Genomic DNA, 24513 nt, shown 5'->3' with positions numbered 1-24513 from the left:
GCCGGAGCCGCGAAACGGAAAACGGCCGCTGCCGGAGCGGCCGTTTTCTTTTTTACATAAGGGAGCGGGCATAAAAAGCTTCATTTTTCCGGCTCCGTGGAATAAAGTGGATAATGAGTCACCGTTTCGGATTTGCCGCCGGTCCGATCCGGGTTTGGCGGCTGTCTTGCCGGGTATGTTAAAGTGGGGTAGATTGTGCCGGAATCCGGACATGCGAAGAAAGAGGGTTGTCGACGGAATGAGAAAAACGGGAACAAAAGCGGCCTGCCTGCTGTTAGCGGGAGCCATCGGGATCGGCGGTATCGGCCTTTTCCCGGAAGCGCGGGCTTCGGCCGCCAAGACGGCGGGAGCCGCTTCGGCCAAAACGATTCCGCAGGTTATCGCGCAGGTGTCGCCTTCGGTCGTGGGCATTATCGGCGAAGTGCCGGTGGATGCCGCGGACGATTGGAGCGGCGGCGGGGAAGAAGGCGGAGAAGGCTACGGGCTGGCCCACGGATCGGGCGTCATCATCCGCTCGAACGGCTGGATCGTCACGAATGCGCATGTCGTGGAAAGCATGGAGAATATCCAGGTCGTGACTTCGGAAGGAAAGTCGTACAAGGTGCGGGAAGTGTACAGCGACCCGGTTAGCGATATCGCCCTGATCCATATCAACGTGACCGGCTTCAAGCCCGCCAAATTTGTCGCCAAAAGCGAAACGACGCTCGTCGGCGAGCAGGTCGTCGCGATCGGTACCCCGGTGTCCCTGTCGCTGCGCAATTCCGCCACGGTCGGCATCGTCAGCGGCCTCAACCGGGCGACCAATGCGCAGTACCGTCTGATTCAGACGGACGCGACCATCAATCCCGGCAACAGCGGCGGTCCGCTGGTGAATATGCACGGAGAGATTTTGGGCATCAATTCGATGAAATACGCGGCGGTGGATATCGACAATACCGGCTTTACGATTCCGGCCGATACGGTGCAGTACATCGTCAATCAGCTGTTCAAGCAGCATAAGGTGATCCGCGCCGGACTCGGGCTGGAGCTGGAAGAAAGCTTTTCGGCGACCGTAGGCCTTCCTTCGGACGATCCGCTGACCGTAAAGGAAGTGCTGTCGAACGGGGCGAAAAAAGCCGGAGTCAAGAAAGGCGACGTTCTGTACAGCGTGGCCGGGCATCGCATTACCGCTTTGGTCGACCTGAACGAGCTGATGAAGAAGTATGTGCCGGGACAAGCCGTGCGCGTACTGATGCAGTCCGAAGGCGATATTGTGGAACGCCGGATCGTATTGGCCGAAGAGTGACGGATCGCGGCAGGCAGAACGGGACGAAAGAGGAGGAAAGCGATTGAATTTGGCGAAAAAAGGCGCGGCGCTGCTGCTGATTATGCTGCTGGTCATCGGCACGAGCGTACCGGCTTTCGCGGCGGAACGGGTGACTTTGACGCTGCAGCTGCGGATCGGCAGTTCGTCGGCGCTCGTAAACGGCGAAAAACAGGTTGTGGAGAAGCCTTATGTTCAAAACGGAACGGCGATGGTGCCGCTCGGCGTATTCCAGCGGGCCTTCGGTACGACAAGCCGCCTGGAAGGCGACGATGTCGTCCGGGTCGCTTACGGCAAGCGTACGCTTACTTTTACGATCGGCAGCAAGACCGCCTGGATCAACGGCAAGAAGCTGGCATTAAGCGCGGTGCCCGTTATGAAAAGCGGGACGCTGATGGTGCCGCTGCGCCCGGTAACGGATATGATCGGCGCAAAGGTCAAGATTACGGCAGGCACGATCGTGGCGACGCTAGCATCGGACAAAGGCATTCCGGGGCAAAAGCCTGCCTCGAACGCGACGGACGAGACCGAGCGCGTCGGCAGCAGTTATGCCGGCTGGTCGATCGACTATCCGGCCGATGCCCTTGCGCAGCTCGGAGACAGCGAGTATTCCGCCACGATGAGCGATGCCCAGGGAAGCTACATGCTGCAGATCCATGTCTGGAACGAGGACGCCGATGTCCCGGTATCCGACATGCTGGAGCAGCTTAAGCGCGAAGCCGGCGAAGCGGGCGAGACGGTCATGGACGAAATGACGCTTCCGGACGCCGCCGTCCCTTACGCGCAGCTTATTACGCGGGATCTCGACGGCATTTATTGGGAAGCCCGCCGCTATTACGACAAAGGCCGGGTGTATTCGCTGTATTTGGGCGACTCCCTCGTGGAAGATTACCGCGGTTTTGAGACGCGGGCCGCCCTGCTCGATTCTTTCCGCACCTCCTTTGCCACCGCGGGAAGAAAGACGGAAGATCTCTCGAACGTGAAAAACGGCCGCATGGACGCCTCGGCGCCCGATTACGGCGTTTCGCTGAAAGTACCGGCGGGCTGGGTTCCGACGGGCGGCGGGGCGTTGGAATACAGGGGAGAAGACGGATCTCTGCTGTCGCTCAGCGTAACGTCCGCGGCGAAGGGAGAGACGTTGGAAGATTGGCATAAGCTGCTTCAAAAACGCACCGACGAAATTTTTCTGCCCGGTTATGCGGAACCGATCTCCGTCGAGCCCGTAAAGATATCCGGGCAAGATGGCCGCATCGAGAAATTGACATTCGATTCGGGCGGCGGTAAGCAGTACTGGAACTGGCTTGTGACCAAGCACGAAGGATACTTCTATATTCTGCATTATGCCGCTCCCGAGGGGGCCTACAGCGATTCGGTATTCGGGAAGATCGTTCAGTCGGTCGAAATCGACTTCGATACGGTCGCTTCCTCGTTCGGCAGATTGGGGCAAGTGCCTTACCTCAAGGACAAATCGCTCAGCGCGACTTACAGCACGCCGGACTTCGTGATGAGCGCGCCCGCTTATTGGACGTCGCAATCCGGATTGAGCGCTCAGCCGTCCGTGCGCTATGACCTGCCGGGAGGCCTGCTGCAGGTGTCGCTCGTCGACGTAGGCTTCGAAGCGGCGGCCGCGCAGACGCTCAAGCATTACGAAGAGTTGAAGCTGGACGATGCCACGCTCGCTTACGAGGCGCCGAAACGAACCGTATTTGCGGGAGCTCCCGCGATCCGGATCGCTTATACGGGAACGGACGGAAGCCCTTATCGGGCGGAAGATCTTTACTTGCGCCACAACAATCGAACGTACTGGATTCATTACAGTCTCGACCAGGCGAGCGCGACGCCGGAACAGCTGGCGGGAATCGAACGCGCGCTGCAATCGTTCAAGTTTCTTAAGTAAGACACGGTAAGCTTCGCGCGTCGGCGTCCTCCTCGGAGGATCCGTCGGCAGGCGAACCGGCATGCACCGGCCCCGGTTACCGCGGCCGGTCTTTTTGCGGAGATTCTCCGCGTACATAGGACGAAGTGAAGGTTGGCCCGGCGCTGCGGGACGAACCTGGAACGCGCGCCCGAATTTGAAAGGAGTCTTGTTTGAATGGAACCGACAATTTGGGAAAAGATTCTGCTTGCTTTTCGCTATAACGACTCGTTGTGGCATAACATTTTTTTGACCATTATTTATGCGCTGCTCGGCATTGCCGCGCTGCTCGCGCTCTCCGGGTTCATGCGTGCGCTGACCCGTCCTCGGGATATTCGGGACGACGCTCCCCCTCGCCGCAATCCGCTGCGCGTACTGCTGAATCGCTTGTTCGGCACCTTTATGTTTCTTATTTTTCCGGTAGGCTTATTTCTGCTGCTGACGGTCATGCTCGGAAGCTCGGACAGCGCCAGCATCGAATCGGGCACGCTGGCTTACGAGCAGGACGGGACGGAGATGTCCGTCGTCATAGTCGACAAGTTTATCGCCAATTCCCATGACCGCGGGGTGACCAGCGGCACCAGCAAAGCTTTCGTGTACGCGATCAACGCGCAGACCGGCGAACCGGTGTGGAAAACGTCGATCGGCCGCGCCTATTCGCCGTTTCTGCTCGGACAAACGGACAAGCGGATCGCGCTGTTCGACGGCTCGGGTCCGGTCGTGCTCGATAAAGCGGACGGCGCGGAATTGGCCGACGCCGCCAAGCTCGAAGCTTCGAACGCGCAGTCCAAAGCCGGCTTCCCCAAAGAAGCGGGGCGCTATAAATGGGACGAGAAGTTGAAAGCGATCATTTTCCAAGGGCTGGACGGCGGGCTGTATGCGCTCGATCCGGATAAGCTTAACGTCGAAAGTCTGCCGAGCAGCCGGCTTTCGGCTTACTTCGGCAGCGAAGCGGCGCCCACTTACACGGCGCAGCGGCTCGGTCTGATCCGATCGGGAGCCGGCGACGGAAAATACGCGCTTTTCCTGAACGAACGGCAGGCCGACCTGCTGAAAAAAGGAACGTTCGGACAGGAAGACGAGTCCGACTCCGGCGTCAGCGATCCGAGAATGCAGCTGTATAAGGGAACGCTGCTCAAGGGAGGCGGCACCGCGTCGAAAGACTTGAAACCGCTGACGGACGAGATCTTTTTGAACGGAGGATTTCTGAGCGCCCTTCGGACGGACGACAGCACCGCGAAAGATCCGTACCGTGCGGCGGCATTTGCGGATTACGAAAAAGTGGTCAAGGAACCTCAGGCGCCCGGCGCTCCCGAGAGCATCGATTGGCCTTCGCGTATGACGGTGGAGCAGTACGAGCGCTACAAAGCGGAGGAAAAGCGGCGGTCCGATGCTTACTACGCCGAGCGCGACCGCTACGATGCACAGAACGAGACTTACCGCGCGCAGCGGGATCTGTACACGAATACGGCTAGGGCTCTCCTGTGGTCCAACAGCGGTTCGGAGTATCCGCCTTTTCACTATTCCGGCCCTTCGGGCCAAGATGTTTTTCTGATCGTGCATGACAAGACGGCGGAGAACTCTTCGGACATCCTGATCAGCGCGTTCGATCTCAAAGCCGGCCAAGTGCTCTGGACCGTCGATACCCGATTATGGTCGGTCGACAGCTACGATGTGGCGGGCGGCTATCTGTCGCTGATCGGCAAAGGAGCCCAAAGCAATTCGTATCTGTTCAGCTTGTCGCTGGAAGACGGAAGCGCGAAAGGCTACGATTTCCGGTATGACCGGTCTTTAACGTTTTAAATAAGTTATTTAGTATTTTGTTTGTAACTAATTGACTAGGAATAAAAAGGGGCTGTATGCTGTTGTTACTAATGCCTGATGAAATAGTCCTGCTTTCGGGAAAAGGGAGAGATACAGTGGGCCTATGGGATTGGTAATAACGGAGAAGAGGGGACAATATGAAAAAAACAGCAGGTCTTTTGCTCTCATCGCTGCTGGTGAGCAGCACGATCTGGACGGGGGCAGCCTTTGGGGAAAGCGCTCCTGCTTCGAGTTCGTCAGTCGTACAGAGTTCCATTTTTAAGGACCTCAATAATCACTGGTCCAAGCAGGCGGTCGAAAAGTGGCAGAACCGCGGCATTATTAAAGGGGCGGCCGAAGGAAAGTTTGCTCCCGAACGGACGCTGACGCGCGCGGAATGGGTGACGCTGGTCAACCGTACTTTCCAGCTCAACCGGCAGAAAGCCGAAGCGCCAAGCGACGTGAAGGAAGGAAGTTGGTACGCCGCAGACGTCAAAGCGGCGCTGACCGCAGGCTATATCGGGATTACCGGCGACGGTACGTTTCAAGCCGATCGTCCGCTGACCCGCGAAGAAGCGGCGGTCACGCTGGCGAATCTGCTGCGTCTGTCGACCGTTCAGCCCGACACGGACGCGTTTGCCGATTTCAAGACGTCGACGGAAGCCAACGGAGCTCCGGTATATGCGGCGGTCGAAGCCGGCCTGCTCAAAGGCTACGCGGATAAGACGTTCCGTCCTCATAAAGCGCTGACGCGCGCGGAAGCGGCCGTTCTGATCGATCGCGCGGCCGAAGCTTACGGCATGTGGATCGGGGAGCAGGGCGAATACGGTCCGGCAGACGGCGTCCGACAGGAAAAAGGCAGCGTCCTCGTCAATACGCCGGGTGTAACGCTGCAGAACCTGGAAATCGCGGGCGACCTGGTCATCGGCAAAAACGTCGGCGAAGGAGACGTGACGCTGAAGAACGTGACGGTACGGGGCAACACGTACGTATACGGCGGCGGCGAGCACAGTATCCATATCGAAGGTTCCCACCTGGTGAACATTATTGTCGATAAAAAAGAAGGCACCGTCCGCATCGTGGCTCAGGGCGAGACGACGGTTCAAGAAGTCGTCGTTCGCACGGGAGCGAATCTCGAAGCGGAAAAAGGCGTGACCGTCAACAAAGTCGAACTCACGAACGAACTGCCGGCCAATTCCGAAGTCCGTCTGGCGGGTTACTTTAACACCGTTAACGTCCAGGCTTACAGCCTGGCACTCGACATCCCGAGCGGCTCGATCGGCGAGCTGAACGTGTCCAAGGACGCCGAAGGCGCCGTGCTGAACACGGGCAGCGAATCGCGCATCCTGACGCTGCTTCTGAACGCCGCCGCCAAAGTGGCGGGCGTAGGAAAGATCGACAGCGCGACGATCAACGCCAAGGACATCACGTTCGACAAGTCGCCTACGGCCGTCAAGGTCGGCAAAGACGTCCCGGCGGATACGAAAGTATCGGTAGGCGGACAGCAGGTGGCGGCGGGCGCGGCTTCGGCACCGGCGGCGGCTCCGGCTTCGCAGCCCGCCGCTCCTTCGGCTCCGGCGCCTGCGGCGCCGAGCGGCGGAAACGGCGGTGAGACGGCGGCTCCTGCGCCGGCGCCGACTCCCGAGCCGATTCCTTGGCAGCCGGTGAAGGTCGAACTTCGCGATAAGACGGTGAGCGTCGGAGAATCCGTTTACTTCACAAGTTCGATTGACGGTACCGCTTATATTTCTTCGAGAGGAATCGCTTATTACGATCTGCCTACGCTTGCGCTGGGTGTTGAGAGCGGCGAGGTGCAGACCAAACAGGTAAAAGCCGGGGAGCTGAATTATTTTTCGACTTCCGACTTAAGAAATATAGAGTACTTCAGAAATTATGAATTCAACGTAACGGTTTATGCCGAATCCAATAAAGGTTACGGGACGGCTGAAGTTGAAGTTTTCGACGAGAGCGAAGAACTCGTTCGGTATCCCGTTGTCTCGCATTACGGCGGCGAACCGGAATACTTCTCCTTCAATTACAATCGGCGTTTGGGTCTTGCCCCGGGCAGAGAACTGAACGAGATTGTTCAATTGAAGCTTGACGGGGAAGAAAGCTACAAAACTTTCGACTCTAGCCTGGGAACCGTAGAGATCGTGGGAGGCAAGGTGTTTATTCGGCCGCTGCAGGATCAGTTGGGGCGAAACTTTATGATTAAGCTCACGGCGGGAGCCGTTGTCACATCGGACGGACAGCTCAACAAAGAGCATATTCACGGGCCTGACAACTCGTTCACAAGAATCAAACTCCTTTCGCACGGCGGCAAGGCTTATGCAACCGTGAAAAAGGGAGAAACGATCGAATTCTCGGTTGAATACGGAGGCATCGTATATCTGGCTCCGCAGATCATCAGCGGAGGTTTGGACGAATACGATCGGAAAGTAGCGGAAGGCTGGGCGAAGAAAAGAGTCGTGACGAACGAAGAGGCGAATTTGCCGCTGACGATCTCGACGGAAGGACTGTCCAAGGGAGCGTATAATCTGCACATTTGGGGAGGACGAAGCATTTATATCGAGATCGAGGATTAGGATTCGGACGGCTTCGAATTCATCATGCTGAGAGGCGAGCGGAACATTCCGCTGCGCCTCTTTTTTTATGTCCGAGTCTCGTTGAAAAGCTGTCCTTCCCTTCGCAACTCTGATACAATAGATAAGTTCAAAATTAAGATACAGCATCAGTCGTGACGATATAAGAATGGACCAACATAAGCGGTTAGCCTGTTATACACGTCCTTTTTTAAAGGGGAAAAAACAGCGCGCAGGAGGATAACGATATATGAGCGTAAACAAAATCACAAGACGCGACGTCGAACTGCTGGCTCCGGCCGGCGATTGGGACTGCATGCGGGCTGCCGTGGCGAACGGCGCGGACGCGGTCTTTTTCGGCGTCGAGAAGTTCAACGCGCGGGCAAGAGCCAACAACTTCCGGATGGACGAACTGCCGGAGATCATGGGCTTTCTTCATAGCTACGGGGTAAAAGGATTCCTGACGTTCAATATCCTCGTGTTCGAAAACGAACTGGAGGATGCCAAAGGACTGATCGACGCCTGCGTAACGGCGGGAGTCGACGCGGTCATCGTGCAGGATCTGGGATTGGTCAAAATGATCCGCGAGATCTCGCCGGACTTCCCGATTCACGGTTCGACCCAGATGACGATCACGTCGCCGGAAGCGGTCGAGTTCACGAAGCCGTTCAACATGGAGCGGGTCGTGCTGGGACGGGAAAACAACCTGAAGCAGATCCAAAAGATCGGCGAACAGGCCAAGCTGCCGATGGAAGTGTTCGTGCACGGCGCGCTGTGCGTGTCGTACTCGGGCCAATGCTTGACGTCGGAAATGTGGGGCGGACGCTCCGCCAACCGCGGCGAGTGCGCGCAGGCCTGCCGCCTGCCGTACGATCTGATGGTCGACGGCGAGCACAAGCCGATGGGCGATATCGCCTACCTGTTGTCGCCGAAAGACCTGGCCGCGATCGACATCATGCCGGAACTGATCGAAGCCGGCGTGACCTCCTTTAAAATCGAAGGCCGCCTGAAAACGCCGGAGTACGTCGCGAACGTGGTGAGCAAGTATAATGCCGCGATCAACCGCTATTTCGACGGCGACGATTCCAAGCCTTCGGAAGAGGAAATCCGCGAGCTGCAGCAGAGCTTCTCGCGCGGCCTCACGCACGGCTTCCTGGACGGCACGAACAACAAGCAGCTCGTGGAAGGCACCTTCCCGAAGAGCCGCGGCGTATACCTGGGCCGCGTCGAGCAGATTCTGCGCGACGGCGTCGTCTGCCGGATCGAAGCGCCGCTGAAGCGCGGCGACGGCATCGTGTTCGACGCCGGAGACCCGACGAAGAAGGAAGAAGGCGGACGCGTGTACGACGTGCGCCGCAAAGGCGTAAAGCTTGAAGGCGAAGCCGGCCAAGGCTGGGTCATCGACATCGTGCCGGGCCGCAACGACGTCGATCTGCGCCGCCTGCACGTGGGCGACCGCATCTGGAAGACGAACGATCCCGCGCTGGACAGACGCCTGCGCCAGACGTACGAGACGGACAAACCTTACCGCGTATTCCCGCTGAGCGTCAAAGTCATGGGCAACCCGGGACAGCCGCTCGTGTCGGTCTGGACGGACCTGGACAAAGGCACCACCGTTCGCGTCGAATCGGAGATGGAACTGGAACTCGCGAAGAAGCGCCCGCTGGGCTACGAGATTCTCGAAGAGCAGTTCGGCCGTCTCGGCGGCACGGTGTACCAGCTCGAGGAGCTGGACGTGCAGCTGCACGGCGACGTGATCGTGCCGATGCGCGAACTGAACGCGATGCGCCGCCGCGCGGTCGAAGAACTGGCCGGCGAGCGTCCGAAGCCGCCGGCCTACGTGCACCGCGATATCGCCGTATACGGCGATTCCTCGCAGCCCGCGCAGCCGGTCGACCGCTCGGAAGCGCGGATTACGGCGCTGTGCCGCAGTCTGCCGCAGGTCGAAGCGGCATTGGAAGCCGGCGTGGAGATGATCTACGCCGACTTCGAATTCATCAAGCAGTTCCCGGCGGCCGTCGCGGCCGTACGGGCTGCCGGCAAGCGAATCGCGCTGGCGACGCCGCGCATCCACATGCCGGGAGAGAACGGCTACCACGCGAATATCCTTCGCCTGGAGCCGGATGCCGTGCTCGTCCGCAATACAGGAGCGCTGTATTACTACCTGCGCCACCGCATGGAGAATCCGGATAAGAAGCATCCGGAACTGATCGGCGACTTCTCGCTCAACGTGGCGAACCACAAAGCCGTCGATCTGTTCCTGGAAGCCGGCCTCGACCGCGTGACGCCGTCGTACGACCTGAACATCCAGCAGATGGTCGATCTGCTGGGCCGTTCGCAGACGGACAAGCTCGAGATCGTCATCCATCAGCATCTGCCGATGTTCCATACCGAGCACTGCGTGTACTGCACGTTCATGAGCGAAGGCACGAACTACACGAACTGCGGCCGTCCGTGCGAAGAGCAGCGCGCGTCGCTGCGCGACCGCATCGGCATGTCGCACCCGGTCCGCGTCGACGAAGGCTGCCGCAACACCGTCTACAACGCGATCGAACAGTCGGGTGCCGAGTATCTGAACGAATTCCTGGACGCCGGCGTGCCGAGCTACCGCGTCGAGTTCCTGGAAGAAACGCCCGAACAGGTGCACGAGGTCATCGACCTGTACACCCGCGCGCTGCGCGGCGAGATCAGCGGCTCGGAAGTATGGCGCAAGCTGAAAGCGACGAATCAGCTGGGCGTTACTCGGGGGCAGTTGGTGAAGTAAGGTTTTGAGAGAGGCAAAACAAGCCATTTAAAAAAGCGTATTCCGTCCTCTGACGGAATACGCTTTTTGGTTTATCGATAAGACTAAAGTAGGAGTTTAGCTAACAGAACTCTTTTTAGAATTGGACAGCCTCCAATTGCTTGAGCTGCTCTTGCATACCCGGAGCGGCAGCAGTCAGGCCTTTCAATACGCTCGGGTCGGAATCGCCGAGTTTGTTCAAGGCAACCAAATACCACAAAGCGGCTTCTTGATTCGCCGGATCGGCGTAATCGTCTGTTAAGATGCTCTTCAGAAGGTCCGCCGACTCTTGGGTCTGCCCGTTAAAATACATCAGCTTGCCGGCGTTCTGCTGCATGCTGCGCGAAGCGGCGAACTCACGGCCTTGCATTTGTCCTTCCGGAAGGTTTTTCAAGTCTTCGACGCCCGCTAGGAGACGATTGTAAGCTTCGATCCCGCGGTTCGCATAGTACTGCATCGAAGCGGTATCTTGAGCATTAAATGCTTGATAGCTTTCGTTAAAGGCGCTTTGAATCACTCTCTCGTACCAGCTTGCATCCCAGACGTATTTGTCCAGGCTGTCGCTCATCAAATCAAATGCGGCTTTCTGATCGCCGCGAAGCTGGTAGCTGTAAATCATCTGATTAATCAAGTTTTTATCGTAAGGCTCGGCTTTAAGTGCTTTTTGCAGCAGCTCGTCGGCCTCTTTGATGTACATTTCATCTTGAGTCTGCGAGTAGACGTTCTGCAGCACGGCAGCCAACTGGGCGGCCGTGACGGGATAAGTGTTTCGAATGTCCAATGTCTCGTCCAATGGCTGTCGAACGTCCTCATACGTCTGCTGTACTCCGGAATCAAGCATGTTGGTCGCTTTGATGGCGGAGTTGGAAGCCACGAGATAGCGGGCAGCGACGACGATCATGACGACTCCGAGTATTCCTGCCAGCAGGGTATAAAGTCCAGGCAGCCAGGAGCCCGATTTGCCTGTCGAATTGCCGCCGGCCAATCCTTTTGAAGAACCGAGCAGCGAATTATTTTTTTTCTTTTCGGCCGCTTCGGCTTTTGTTTTCCCGAACGGCACGGGAACGATGCCTGCGGCCATACCGCCCAAGGAGAAGAAGACAAGCAGGCTGATGTACATGTAACTCATGTTAAAATCCAGAATGCTGTGAAGCAAAATGGAAAAGGCGATCAAGAAATAGAAGAAGTGCGAATCTTTCCGTTCTCCTGCCTCCATGCGGAAATAACGACGCAAATATTGGACAAAGAGATAAAGCAGGAAAGCCATAAAGATGACAAAACCTACAATCCCCGTCTCATCCAAAGACTGCAGGAAATAGTTATGGGCCTGATTGCTTATATACGGGTTGTTCTGATATTTTTCGTAAAGCACGGCCCAGGCTCCGCCGCCGGCTCCGATTACCGGGTAATCTTTGACGACTTTAAGAGAGTCTTTATAAAACGTAATCCGTTCCAAGACGCTGTGCTGTTGGAAATTGATATTTTCGACGCGAGTACGAATATTTTCCGGCAGAACATTTTTAACGCTCGTTCCGATTACAAGCAGGGCCAGAAGAGCCGCGACGACGAGACCGCCGAGCGGCAGCCACAGACTGGACGTTTTGCGCGACGACCATCCTTCGAGCTTGCGTTCGAGCAAAGGTTGAACATAGCGGCCGACTGCCCAGAGCAGCAAGGCGTTGGCGAGGGAGGCGGCGATCAAAATTCCCCAGGCTTTGAAAGCATCCGAACCGTTATAGACTTGATTCAATTGAAGTCCCAGTTCCGTAAGCGGTCCGAGAACGGCAAAAGCCGCCGCTGCGGAAATCAGCAGATTGATAATCCAGATCAGCTGCTGGGCCGGCTTGAGCAGCAGCAGGACGATAAGGAACGCGACCGGCAGCATGACAAGCCCGCCGCGGGATAACGTGAGCGCGATCGACAGAATGATCGGAACCAGCATGAAGGCATGAATCGCTCTATCCCACCAACGATTCGTCCGCGCGACCGTAAACAATACGACGAACAGCATGGCCATAAGAAAAGCCGCGTATGTATTGGCGTACTGGAATACCGAAGTTAGACGCAGACCGTTCGAGTCGGTCATGACAGCATCCTTGTATACGCCGCCGGTCACGATTTGCGTGAACCATCCGACAAGGCTTCCCGAAAAAGTCCGTTGTCCTAACCAATTCAGCAGGCCGAAGATTACAATCAGGTAAGTCGTCCACAGCAGCGTGACGCGCATAATTTTATTCGCCAGCGGATGCTGCATCAAAAACAGTCCGATGACAAAGAACGCGGCGTTCGCGCACATGATCAACAGCATATTCATGGCGAGGGAATGCGAAGCGGCAGAAATCAGCGAAACGGCGTACATCAGCGGCAGCAGCCAAACGGCGATCGCCGTAATATCCCGCTGATTCAGAAGCGTCAGATGCTTCGCGAAAGCCGCCACGCAGAGCAATAGAAGAACTCCCGCGCAAATAACCCCCCGGAACAGAGAAGGCTCGAAGGTAAGTCCCTGCCCGTTAAAAAGACCCTGCTGGAAAGGCGCCCAGATTAAGAATATAATGAGGGCTGGAATCAATGTCCAGAGCAGCATAGAACTATTGCCCATCTGTTCAATGGATATTCGTTCCTTTTTGCTCGACTCGTCATACATATTACCGTATACTTGATTGGTCAAGGTGATAGCTCCTTTTCTTGAAGGTACTAGGGTATTTTAGCATATAAAAAGAACTTACACTATTTGTACTTCAAATGAAAAACAGGATAAAAATCGTAAAAGCCAAAAAATGAAAAAAAGGATATGGATGCATTGTCTAAAAAATTAAAGTATTTGATATTAATGATTTTATTGGTTTCTTTTAGTGTGAGTTGTTTTCTGGTCTATTTCAAATTCAATCCAGGGGAAAGCACAATTAGTTTTGAATTGAAAACCAATCAGGCACTTGATGCGAAGGTGTATTACCAAGACGACGGCAATGAGACTTACATAGAAAAAAAATCCTCCCTTGAACATCTTCCCGCTGATGATCAGTTTCACCTGTTATCTTTTACATTGCCGGAAAACACAACTCGATTCAGATTAGACTTGGGCGAACAAGTTGCTAAAGTGACGATTGTCGGTATTGAGATCAGTATAGGGAAACACACGAAAACAATTCCCTTGAATCTTTTATCGGATGAAGCCGAGCAAAATGATATTAGCAGCGTTCAACTTCAAGGAAAAGAACTTATGGTTACGGTACAAAACGGAGATCCTTTTTTTGACGTTAATGTTTCAGCAGGAGCCATAAGAACTTTTTTGGCGAGCAATCCAAACTACTATACAAATGTTATGACCTGGTCTATGATCGCTGCGCTTTATTGGTTGTTGATTGCCTTTTTGATGGCTAAGCTGAGCTTGTCTTATTTGAAAAGCTTTTTTGACAGTATTATTTCGTCAAGAAGCGTATTATTAAGTTTGGCCAAAAATGATTTGAAATCTAGATTTTCCGGATCGAATTTTGGCATTTTGTGGGCGCTTATTTCGCCTTTGCTTACGATTTTGGTGTATTGGTTTGTCTTTCAGATCGGCTTCAGAAATTCGGCTGTGCAGGACATTCCGTTTATTATTTGGTTCATTCCCGGTATTATTCCATGGTTTTTCTTCTCGGATTCTTTAAATATCGTGACGAATAGTTTTGTGGAATATAGTTATTTAGTCAAAAAAGTTGTATTTAAGATCGAATTGTTGCCTTTAATTAAGTTGGCTTCGGTTTCCTTTATTAACATGTTCTTTGTGCTTATTTATCTCGTTTTTTACTTCTCGTATGGAAATGAATTTTCTTGGATCAATTTTCAAGCGATTTACTATTTATTCGCGTTACACTGTATGTTGTTTGGCTTAACGCTTTTGACTTCAACAATCGTTGTGTTTTTCAAAGATCTAAGCCAGATTCTGGCCATTTTACTTCAATTCGGATTCTGGTTAACACCAATCGTGTGGGATACGAGTAACGCGCCAGGTTTCCTCGGAAAGTTTTTTGAATTGAATCCATTGGTCTATATTATCGAAGGATTCCGCGACTCTTTCTTATATGATCATTGGTTCTATGAAAAGCCTGCGCTGACTCTATATTTCTGGGGATTGACTTTATTCATTGTTCTTGCAGGTTTGCTCGCCAACAAAAAACTTAAGCCTCATTTTTCTGATGTGTTATAGGGGGTCATCGAGTGTCTGTGATTTCGGTTCAAGATGTAAAAAAAGTGTACAAGTTGTATGATAAACCGCTAGATCGTTTGAAAGAAGCTTTTCATATAAGAAGAAAGATTTATCATACTGATCATTTTGCGCTTAAAGGCGTTTCGTTCGAAATCAAAAAGGGAGAAACGTTGGGCTTGATCGGTAAAAACGGTTCAGGCAAATCAACGCTGCTCAAAATTATTACAGGCGTTCTGACTCCGACTTCAGGCGCTGTGCACAGTACTGGTAGAATTGCAGCACTGTTGGAACTGGGAGCAGGATTTAATCCGGAGTACACAGGGATCGAAAATATCTATTTGAACGGAACGATGATGGGCTATTCGCGTGAAGAAATGGAAACGAAGGTTCCGGCAATTATGGAATTTGCGGACATCGGACAGTTTATTCATCAACCTGTCAAAACGTATAGCAGCGGTATGTTTGCACGCTTGGCTTTTTCTGTAGCCATTAATGTAGATCCGGATATTCTGATCGTGGACGAAGCCTTATCGGTAGGGGATATTTTTTTTCAAAGCAAATGTTATCGAAAATTCGAGGAGTTTGCGGAAAAAGGAAAAACGATTCTTTTTGTCAGTCACGATATGGGCAGTATTATCAAATATTGTGATCGTTCGATCGTCCTGAATGAAGGAGAGCTGATTGCGGAAGGTCCTTCGAGAGATATGGTCGATCTTTATAAAAAGATTGTCAGTAAAAATTTTTTGAATGAAGAAACCGAAAAGTTTGAACAACAAACCGCAGCCGACAAGAACAGTTTTTGGAAAGAAAAATTGGGCAATTTAAACTCAAAGTATCTGGATTACGGAAATAAGAGAGCGGAAATCATCGATTATGCATTATTTGACGGAACAGGCGCAATTATGAGTACGGTGTCTAGAAGCGAAACTTTTAGTTTGAGAATGAAAGTGAAATTTCACGATAAAATCAAAGAACCGATTTTTGCTTACACCATCAAAGACGTCAAAGGAAATGATATTACCGGAACCAATACGATGTTTGAAGCAATTGGAACAGGCACAAGTGCTGATGGTTCGATCTACGAGATTTCATTTGAACAGGCTCTTCCTTTGCATAACGGAGAATACTTGGTTTCGTTAGGTTGTACCGGTTATGAAGACGGAGAGTTCCAAGTGTATCATCGGCTATACGATTTGTTGATTTTGAATATTATTTCCGACAGAGCTACAGTAGGCTTTTTTGATGCGGAGTCCAAGATTACAGTTAAAAGAAATTGATTCTTATTTCGAAGCATCAAAAAGGGGTGCGCAATTTGAAAATCGGACAAGTTGAATTGAATTTGGACTACTACAAAGGATACGATGCATATAGCGATGGAGACATTGAGGACGAGATTTTGAGCTATGTCGAAAATGAAGCCGATCTGGCAGACATTATTCGAAAAGATGATCGCTGGCCAATTCTTTATCATCTTTCTCCGATCAGGAGGAATTTGTTGGAATGGATTGAATTTGATCACACGCAGGTGGGGTTGGAAGTTGGAGCGGGTTGCGGAGCGCTGACCGGGGTATTGTGCGAAGGTTCATTAAAAGTCGATGCGATCGAGCTGTCTCTTAAAAGAGCGAAGATCTTGGCTGGGCGAAATAAAGACAAAGACAATCTAAATGTACTTGTCGGCAATTTTAACGATATTCCGTTAGCCGATCAAGCTTATGACTATATTACACTGATCGGCGTGTTGGAATATGCAGCTCACTATACGAACACGGCAAATCCGTTTCAAGATTTTCTCAACAACTTGTATAGCAAGTTAAAACCTAACGGTCGGTTGATTGTCGCGATTGAAAACAAATTCGGGTTGAAGTATTGGTCGGGAGCGAGAGAAGATCATACCGGCGAGTTTTTTGACGGCTTGGAAAATTACAAGCCAGATTCCAATGCGCGCACATTTTCCAAAAGCGAACTTGACACTTTGTTGCAACAATGCGGATTTGATCACTGTGAGTTCTACTATCCTTATCCCGATTACAAAATGCCTAAACAGATATTTTCAGATGATTATTTGCCGGATGCTTCATTTGGCGGTGAAACGCCGAATTACGATATGGATCGGGTTCGGTTATTTAATGAGAAAAAAGTGCTTAACAATGTGATACAGAATGAAATGTTCCCCTTTTTCTCTAATTCGTTTCTAGTAATCTGTCAGAAAGGAGCCGACTAACGATGAAAAAGGTTACTTATGCGAAGTTTAATCGTGAAAGACTGCCTAATTTTCAGGTCGGAACTTTTCATTTCACGGATCAACAAGGAATCAAAAAGGTAGAAAAAAGGCCATTGACCTCCGCAGCTGAAACTCATATTGATGGTATTTTTCAAAATTCGCTTTTGTTAAATGAAAAGTATCTTAATGTAAACGTATTGACCGGAGTCAAAGAAAATAAAAGCATCGTTTACCCTTATGTAGAAGGAATTCGCTGGGACAAACATCTGTTTGAGCAGTTTACTTCAGGGCGTATGGATGAGTTTCATAACACACTTCGTGAATATTGGGATATGCTGGTGAATCTGCAAAGCAGCGAAGAGACCGATTTTGAAACGGATGAAGAATTTCAACAGATCTTCGGCAATAAGCTGAAAATGAAGTCCGAAAGATATCTACAGCCTGCCAATATTGATCTAATTCTTGAAAATGTGATTATTGACGAATCGGGTGTTAAAACGATTATTGATTGCGAATGGGTATTTGATTTTAAAATCCCGCTTAAATTTATATTTTTCAGAGGGGTTTATTCTTTTTGGATCAAGTATCAAGTTGAATTGCAATCGCATCTTTCTTTGCTAGATTTAGTTTCACCTTATAAGATTACGGCTGATATGCTGACGGATTTTCTCGAGATGGAGGAGAAACATTTTCAATTTTTTGTAAACGGTGCGGACTATCAGGTCGGTTTTCATGGGCAGTATATTAAACCCAATCACTCTTTGCAAGAATTGTATGCAAGTAGAGCAAGCCAAGCGTTTAACGTAAAGTTGTTTTATGCAAATGAAGAAATTTACGATGAGGATCATTCTATAGTTATAAGTACTGCCGCTTCCGATGAGTTTCGCGAGTATTCGTTCAAGATCGATAGCCAAACGTTGTTTGCGGATCTGCCTTTGCGTTTGGATCCTTTTGATCGCTCGGGATGGGCGAGCATACAAAAGATTAAGATTTATGAATCGGGCAGCGGTAAAGGAATCATAATTTCTGATAAATTAGAACTTCAAAACTTGTTTACTTACAACGATCAAGTTCTCTTAATTCCTGACGATCAAAACTTTTCCTTTATTTCTTTGATGGAAGACCCACAGCTATTTATCAACCTGAAAAGTATAAGCAAGGAATTCTTACACTCTGATCTTGTTTTTGAAATATCTATGCGGTTTGGGGTTTTAGATAAAGAAATTTTCGAGAAAATATATATGGTGTACAAAAAAGATAAACAAGATTTAGAATACGTTATATCTTTTGAAAGAAAAAATTATAATAAACTATTAAATGATAGTAATGAGAAGTTAAATGATCGTGATAAACAGCTTGAGAAACAAAATGAGAAGATTGAAATGCTGCAAAAAGAGCTAAAGGAAACGAGAGAAACTTTAACAAAGGTAGAGTATAATTTTACTGAAGCTCAAGAGCAATTAGATAATGCTAAAAAAGAACTAAATGAATTATTGCATTCAAAATCTTGGCAAATAACTCGACCGTTAAGAGCATTGATGGCTGCTTTTGCGAAAAGAAAGATATGAGGTGTGACTGTTGATTGATATTGATGTGATTTTAGTGACATATAATTCAGAGAAATGGATACCCGGATGTTTAAGTAGCCTAGAAAAAGCGAATTATCCTAAAGAAAAGATTACTCTTACATTTGTCGATAACAACTCAACGGATAAGACCAGAGAATTGCTTGAAAATTATAAAGGCAAGCAGACATTCGGCGCATTCAACACGTTCTTTATGGAAAAAAATTTAGGGTTTGGTAAAGGCAATAATTACGGAGTAGAAAAAACGAATCAGGCTTACGTATACTTTTTAAATGTGGATACAGAAATTGATGAGGATTGCTTCTTGGCTTTGTCTAATGCAGTAGAAAAGGGGCCTAGTGAAGCAGCTTTATGGGAAAGCCGACAGTTCCCTTACGAACATCCTAAAGTATATAATCCTGTAACGTTGGAAACGAGCTGGTCCAGCGGTGCATGTATGCTTGTTGACCGCCAACGTTTTATCGAAGTTGGTATGTTTGACGATAAAATTTTTATGTACGGAGAAGATGTGGATCTGAGCTGGAGAATGCGAGCCCATGGTTATAAGCTTCAATACATCTCCAAGAGCATAGTAACCCATTACACATATATGAGCGCTAACGAAGTTAAGCCGAATCAATTTTATAATAGTACGTATATGAACTTTATGCTCCGATATAAGTTTGGTACATGGAAAGACATTTTTAAAGGCTATGCCATGTATCATGGTCTTTTTTTCGTGAATGGACCCTCCGAAGGACATAAAAAAATCATCTTCAAAAAAATCATAGGGAGCTTTTTTGAAGGGATGAAGTACCGCCGTTGGTATCGGAAAAATAAAGACAAAAATTTCAAACCTGGCTTTAAGCTTTGGGATTACGAAATCATTCGAGATGGCGCCTTTTACGTAAATCAACTTCCGGCGGAACAACCTTTGGTTTCGGTACTGATTCGAACATGTGGCAGACCGAATGTTCTTCGCGAGGCTCTGATTAGTGTAAGAAACCAAACCTATAAAAATATTGAAGTAGTTGTTGTAGAGGACGGTCCCGATATTTCCCGCTCTATGATTGCAACAGAGTTTGCAGATCTCAATATTGTGTATCAGGCTACAGGCGAATCTGTGGGAAGGTGTGAAGTAGGTAATATAGCTTTGGCGACGGCCACAGGAATTTATTTTAACTTTTTGGACGACGATGATTTGTTTTATGCGGAGCATGTTGAAGTATTGGTGGATCAACTGTTACAGCATCCTAATCATAAAGCCGCTTACTCCATAAGCTTTGAGGTTCCGACGGAAGTGATTTCAAGGGAGCCTTATGTTTATAAAGAATTGTTCCATAACGTTCAGCATAAACAGCCATTCAATCGGCTGGTCTTGATGCATCACAATTATTTTCCTATTCAGACTGTTATGTTTAAAAGAGAGCTTTACGAAGAACTTGGAGGCATTGATTTATCTCTTGAAGTGTTAGAGGACTGGGACTTGTGGCTACGCTATGCATTAAGACACAATTTTAAGTATGTAGAGAAACTGACTTCCTTATATCGTATTCCGGCGCATCCTGTACATCATGGGAACAGACAAGAGCTGTTTGACCGTTATTTACAAATTGTAAGGAATAAACATATGAATCAAAGACTTGAAATTACGATGGCAGACATTTTTAAAGATGCCGAATATTTGATGAACAAGCCGGCGACAATCATTCATACTATTCGTAGAATGAATGCAAGAACTTTTGCTTTCAAAGTAAGAAATAAATTATTTTATTGGGCGAAAAGGGTGCTGAAATAAATATCCATGAAAAGTAGATAAGGAGGAATCATCATTACAACAGTTGGTGAACGTCTAAGCGGAAGAAATAATAATCTCGACCTCATAAGATTAGGTGCGGCCATCTTGGTTATTTTTTCGCATGCTTATCCTCTAACAGGAAAAAGTAGTGAATTACTCGCCATATTATCGAATGGACATTTGGGGGTATAGCGGTAGCTACATTCTTTATCATCAGTGGTTTTTTAATTAGTGCAAGCTTTGAAAGATCTACAATCAAGCAATATGTTATAAATAGAACTTTGAGAATATTTCCTGGACTTCTTGTAGTATTAGCATTAACTGTTTTTGTTATAGGCCCTTTATTTACTCGACTAAGTTATTCTGATTATTTTTCTAATGTAATAACATGGAGTTACTTTAAAAACATTTTGTTGGTAAATGTTCAATACAGTCTTCCAGGTTTGTTCGAAAATAACTTGTATCCAAATGCTGTAAATGGCTCTATATGGACACTTTCTTATGAAGTACTTTGTTACATAGGATTATTGATTTTAGGTTATTACGGTATATTTAAAAACAAAAAGGCAGTATTGCTTGTTTTTTTGTTAATTACTGCAATGAGTTTTTTCTTGCCTAGTACTTATTCTGCTACGAATTTGAATGGTTTTTTATTAGGTGAATTATTGAATTTAATTCAGTTTCTTGCAGTAGGCATGGTTTATTATGCATATAGGGATCAAATTAATCTTACTTATAAACTCGCTTTGATTTCTCTTTTTGCATTATTTGCTTCGCTTTATTTAGGTTTTTTTAAAGAAACATTTTTAATAGCAGGCTCATATTTGATTTTTTATGCAGCCTTTTATCTTCGACCTATAATAAAGTTTTCAAAAGATAAATATGTAGATCTTTCTTATGGAGTTTATATTTACGCTTTTCCTATTCAACAAACAGTTCAACATCTAATGCATAATCAAACATCACTAGCCGTAAACTTTTCAATATCATTACTTGTTACTTTATTATTCGCTACATTTTCATGGTACGTTATTGAAAAGCCTTTTTTGCAATTAAAACACTACAAAAAGAAACAAGAAATTCTAGAAAAAAGCTGGTAACAAGCTGAAGGAGATGAACCAATGAAAGGGATAGTTTTGGCAGGCGGAACAGGGACTCGTTTATATCCTTTAACTAAAGTAACTAATAAACATCTTCTCCCTGTAGGGAAATACCCAATGATTTTCCACTCGGTTTACAAACTCAAATCCGCCGGGATCGAAGACATCCTCATCGTAACCGGCAAAGATCACATGGGCGACGTCGTTAACCTTCTCGGCAGCGGTACGGACATGGGCGTGTCTTTTACATACAAGGTACAAGACGAGGCCGGTGGTATTGCACAGGCCCTGGATCTTGCCGAGCACTTCGTTGGCGAAGATCAAATGGTCGTCATTTTGGGAGATAACGTCTTCGAAGACGATATCGCTCCGTTTGTCGAAAATTTCCGGACCCAAATGCTCGGAGCCAAAATTCTGATCCAGGAAGTTCACGATCCCAAACGCTTCGGCGTTCCAGAAATCGACGGAGACAAAATTGTATCGATCGAAGAAAAGCCGCAAAACCCTAAAAGCAGTTATGCCGTAACAGGAATCTATATGTTCGACCATAGCGTATTCGATATTGTCAAAACGCTCAAACCCTCCGCGCGCGGCGAACTGGAAATTACCGACGTCAATAACGCTTATATCGCGAACGGCCAACTCACCTATGACGTGCTTACAGGCTGGTGGACGGATGCGGGAACTCACGCTTCCCTGGCCCGCGCCAACGAATTGGCCCAAAGCATCGTTTTCGGAGAAGAATTCGGCAAACTTAAGCTTTAAGAAGGAGGCGTTCGGATTATGAAAGTCACTCCTCTGACTCTTGAAGGAGCTGCACTCATCGAACCCGTGGTACACGGCGACCACCGCGGTTTTTTCATGGAAAGTTACAACGAAGCGCTTCTGAAAGAAGCGGGCATTCACTATAACTTTGTTCAAGACAATCAGTCTCTATCCGCGCAGCCCGGCGTACTTCGCGGCCTGCATTACCAGCTCAATCCCAAAGCTCAAACCAAACTGCTTCGCGTCGTGTCCGGCGCGATTTACGACGTCATCGTCGACGTGCGCCGAGGTTCGCCGACTTTCGGACAGTGGGAAGGCTTTATCTTAAGCGAATTCAACCATCGCCAGCTTCTCGTGCCGAAAGGCTTCGCCCACGGCTTCTGTACGCTGGTACCGAATACTCAGGTCATGTACAAGGTGGATGAATATTATTCGCCGGAGCACGATCGCGGCATCCTCTGGAACGATCCGGCGCTCGGTATCGTTTGGCCGACATCGAACCCGATCCTTTCCGAAAAAGATCAAAAGCATCCGCTGCTCCAAGACGCGGAACTCAACTTCGAATAGCATAAGGCTCTCCGTGAGGAGAGCTTTTTACACGAGAACAGGAGGAACATTATCCATGAAACTGCTTGTCACCGGCGGAGCCGGCTTTATCGGCAGCAACTTTGTCCTGTATATGCTTCAGCAGCATCCGGACTACGAAATCGTCAACGTGGACGCATTGACTTACGCGGGCAACCTCGAGAATCTTAAGGCCATCGAACAAAATCCAAAGCATACGTTCGTCAAAGCCGATATTTGCGACGCTGCCAAAATGGACGAACTGATCGGCCAGGGCGTCGACGTGGTCGTCAACTTTGCCGCGGAATCGCACGTGGATCGCAGCATCCTTGAACCGGACGTTTTCGTCAAAACGAACGTGCTTGGCACTCAAGTTCTGCTCGACGCGGCCAAAAAGCATAACATCACCAAATTTGTCCAAGTCTCCACCGACGAAGTGTACGGCACGCTCGGCGAGACCGGCCTGTTTACGGAAGAGACGCCGCTTACGCCGAATAGCCCGTACTCCGCTTCCAAAGCCGGCGGCGACCTGCTGGTCCGCGCTTACCACGAGACGTTCGGACTGCCGGTCAACATTACGCGGTGCTCCAACAACTACGGCCCGTATCAGTTCCCGGAGAAGCTGATCCCGCTCATTATCTCCAAAGCGCTGAACGACCAGCCGCTGCCGGTATACGGCGACGGTCTCAACATCCGCGACTGGCTGTACGTGGAAGATCACTGCAGCGCGATTGACCTGGTTATCCACGAAGGCGCGAACGGCGAGGTTTACAACATCGGCGGCAACAACGAGCGCACCAATATCCATATCGTGCGCACGATTCTGGAACAGCTGGGCAAGCCGGAGTCGCTCATCACTTACGTTCAGGACCGCCCGGGACATGACCGCCGCTACGGTATCGATCCGACGAAGATTACGAACGAGCTCGGCTGGAAGCCGAAGCACAATTTCGAAACCGGCATCCGCGAAACGATCTCCTGGTATCTGTCCAACACGGACTGGTGGACCCGCATCCAATCCGGCGAATATGAGCAGTATTATGCCAAGCAGTACGGCCAACGGCTGGGAGAAGCATGATGAAGGTACTCGTTACCGGAGCAAAGGGACAGCTGGGGCAGGACGTCGTTCGGCTTCTCGGCGAAGCCGGCCATGAGGTCAAAGGCTGCGATCGCGCAGATATGGACATCACCGACCAGCAGCAGTGCGAAGAGGTCATCGGCGGATACCGTCCGGAAGCCGTCATCCACTGCGCCGCTTATACGGCGGTCGATGCGGCGGAAGAAGACGCGGACGGCGCGTACCGGATCAATGCGGCCGGCACGCGCAACATTGCCGCCGCCGCGGAAAAAGTCGGAGCGAGGCTGGTCTATATCAGCACGGATTACGTGTTCGACGGGCAGGCGGAGCGTCCTTACCGCGAATACGACAATACGGCTCCGCAGACCGTTTACGGGGAAAGCAAGCGGGCGGGAGAAGTGCTGGCGCAGTCGTTGAACTCCAAAACCTTTATCGTCCGAACCTCCTGGGTGTACGGGCAGCACGGCGGCAACTTCGTGAAGACGATGCTGAAGCTGGGCGCGGAGAAAGAAAGCTTGAGCGTCGTGCATGATCAGATCGGTTCGCCTACGTATACTGTGGATTTGGCCCGTTTTCTGCTACAATTGATCCAGACGGAAAAATACGGCGTTTATCACGCTTCGAATTCCGGACAATGCTCCTGGCATGAATTCGCTCAAGCCATTTTCGAGACGGCCGGTCTGCAGGTGAACGTGCTGCCGGTGACGACGGAACAGTTTCCGCGTCCGGCCAAGCGTCCCGCCTACTCGGTCATGGATCACACCGCGATTCGGGCGAACGATCTCGAAGACCTGCCGCATTGGCGGGACGGATTGGAGCGATTCCTGGCGCAGGTCAAGTAATGAGGG

16 protein-coding genes are annotated in these 24513 nt (G+C 49.9%); 15 read left to right on the top strand and 1 reads right to left on the bottom strand.

The window, feature by feature from the left end; genetic code table 11:
• Nucleotides 1-238: 238 nt before the first annotated feature.
• From GYN08_RS12170 to GYN08_RS12150, 5 genes are all read left to right on the top strand, one after another.
• Nucleotides 239-1285: a S1C family serine protease gene (locus tag GYN08_RS12170; protein ID WP_166274551.1), complete on the top strand. Its 1047-nt coding sequence runs from the start codon at nucleotides 239-241 to the stop codon at nucleotides 1283-1285.
• Nucleotides 1286-1328: 43 nt separating this feature from the next.
• Nucleotides 1329-3200, top strand: a complete 1872-nt coding sequence (locus GYN08_RS12165) for a stalk domain-containing protein (protein ID WP_166274549.1) — start codon at nucleotides 1329-1331, stop codon at nucleotides 3198-3200.
• Between the two features lie 195 nt (nucleotides 3201-3395).
• Complete coding sequence (locus tag GYN08_RS12160; RefSeq protein WP_166274547.1) at nucleotides 3396-5021, top strand: PA2928 family protein; 1626 nt, start codon at nucleotides 3396-3398, stop codon at nucleotides 5019-5021.
• A gap of 158 nt (nucleotides 5022-5179) precedes the next feature.
• Nucleotides 5180-7606: an S-layer homology domain-containing protein gene (locus GYN08_RS12155; RefSeq protein ID WP_166274545.1), complete on the top strand. Its 2427-nt coding sequence runs from the start codon at nucleotides 5180-5182 to the stop codon at nucleotides 7604-7606.
• A gap of 247 nt (nucleotides 7607-7853) precedes the next feature.
• The gene (locus GYN08_RS12150; RefSeq protein WP_166274543.1) at nucleotides 7854-10367 is read left to right on the top strand and encodes a U32 family peptidase; all 2514 of its coding nucleotides are present in this window, start codon (nucleotides 7854-7856) and stop codon (nucleotides 10365-10367) included.
• A gap of 115 nt (nucleotides 10368-10482) precedes the next feature.
• Here GYN08_RS12150 and GYN08_RS12145 read toward each other — a convergent pair whose 3' ends face one another.
• The gene (locus GYN08_RS12145) at nucleotides 10483-12822 is read right to left on the bottom strand and encodes an O-antigen ligase family protein (RefSeq protein ID WP_328802956.1); all 2340 of its coding nucleotides are present in this window, start codon (nucleotides 12820-12822) and stop codon (nucleotides 10483-10485) included.
• Between the two features lie 363 nt (nucleotides 12823-13185).
• Here GYN08_RS12145 and GYN08_RS23695 point away from each other — a divergent pair, with 363 nt between their 5' ends.
• The 10 genes from GYN08_RS23695 to rfbD all read left to right on the top strand — a co-directional run bounded on the left by GYN08_RS23695 (nucleotide 13186) and on the right by rfbD (nucleotide 24507).
• A complete protein-coding gene (locus tag GYN08_RS23695; RefSeq protein WP_235946208.1) occupies nucleotides 13186-14574 on the top strand; it encodes an ABC transporter permease in 1389 nt (462 codons plus the stop codon).
• A gap of 11 nt (nucleotides 14575-14585) precedes the next feature.
• Entirely contained in the window at nucleotides 14586-15851 is a 1266-nt protein-coding gene (locus GYN08_RS12135; RefSeq protein WP_166274539.1) for an ABC transporter ATP-binding protein, read from the top strand.
• Nucleotides 15852-15877: 26 nt separating this feature from the next.
• Entirely contained in the window at nucleotides 15878-16795 is a 918-nt protein-coding gene (locus GYN08_RS12130) for a class I SAM-dependent methyltransferase (RefSeq protein WP_328802933.1), read from the top strand.
• Nucleotides 16796-16797: 2 nt separating this feature from the next.
• A complete protein-coding gene (locus GYN08_RS12125) occupies nucleotides 16798-18363 on the top strand; it encodes a coiled-coil domain-containing protein (RefSeq protein WP_166274535.1) in 1566 nt (521 codons plus the stop codon).
• Nucleotides 18364-18373: 10 nt separating this feature from the next.
• Nucleotides 18374-20158: a glycosyltransferase family 2 protein gene (locus GYN08_RS12120; protein ID WP_166274533.1), complete on the top strand. Its 1785-nt coding sequence runs from the start codon at nucleotides 18374-18376 to the stop codon at nucleotides 20156-20158.
• A 152-nt stretch (nucleotides 20159-20310) separates the two neighbouring features.
• Nucleotides 20311-21258, top strand: coding sequence for an acyltransferase family protein (locus GYN08_RS12115; RefSeq protein WP_166275563.1), 948 nt, complete (start codon nucleotides 20311-20313; stop codon nucleotides 21256-21258).
• A 21-nt stretch (nucleotides 21259-21279) separates the two neighbouring features.
• A complete protein-coding gene (locus GYN08_RS12110; RefSeq protein WP_166274531.1) occupies nucleotides 21280-22023 on the top strand; it encodes a sugar phosphate nucleotidyltransferase in 744 nt (247 codons plus the stop codon).
• 18 nt (nucleotides 22024-22041) lie between these two features.
• Complete coding sequence (gene rfbC, locus GYN08_RS12105; RefSeq protein ID WP_166274529.1) at nucleotides 22042-22590, top strand: dTDP-4-dehydrorhamnose 3,5-epimerase; 549 nt, start codon at nucleotides 22042-22044, stop codon at nucleotides 22588-22590.
• Between the two features lie 55 nt (nucleotides 22591-22645).
• A complete protein-coding gene (gene rfbB, locus GYN08_RS12100; protein ID WP_166274527.1) occupies nucleotides 22646-23665 on the top strand; it encodes a dTDP-glucose 4,6-dehydratase in 1020 nt (339 codons plus the stop codon).
• On the top strand, nucleotides 23665-24507 hold the full coding sequence (gene rfbD, locus GYN08_RS12095) for a dTDP-4-dehydrorhamnose reductase (RefSeq protein WP_166274525.1): 843 nt from the start codon (nucleotides 23665-23667) through the stop codon (nucleotides 24505-24507). The genes rfbB and rfbD overlap by 1 nt, the downstream gene beginning before the upstream one ends.
• The last annotated feature ends 6 nt before the right edge of the window (nucleotides 24508-24513 follow it).

Origin of the sequence: Saccharibacillus alkalitolerans, assembly GCF_011090185.1 — a bacterium.
GTDB lineage: Bacteria > Bacillota > Bacilli > Paenibacillales > Paenibacillaceae > Saccharibacillus > Saccharibacillus alkalitolerans.
The sequence above is the reverse complement of the archived record's forward strand: the minus strand, read 5'-3'. Positions and strand labels throughout refer to the sequence as shown.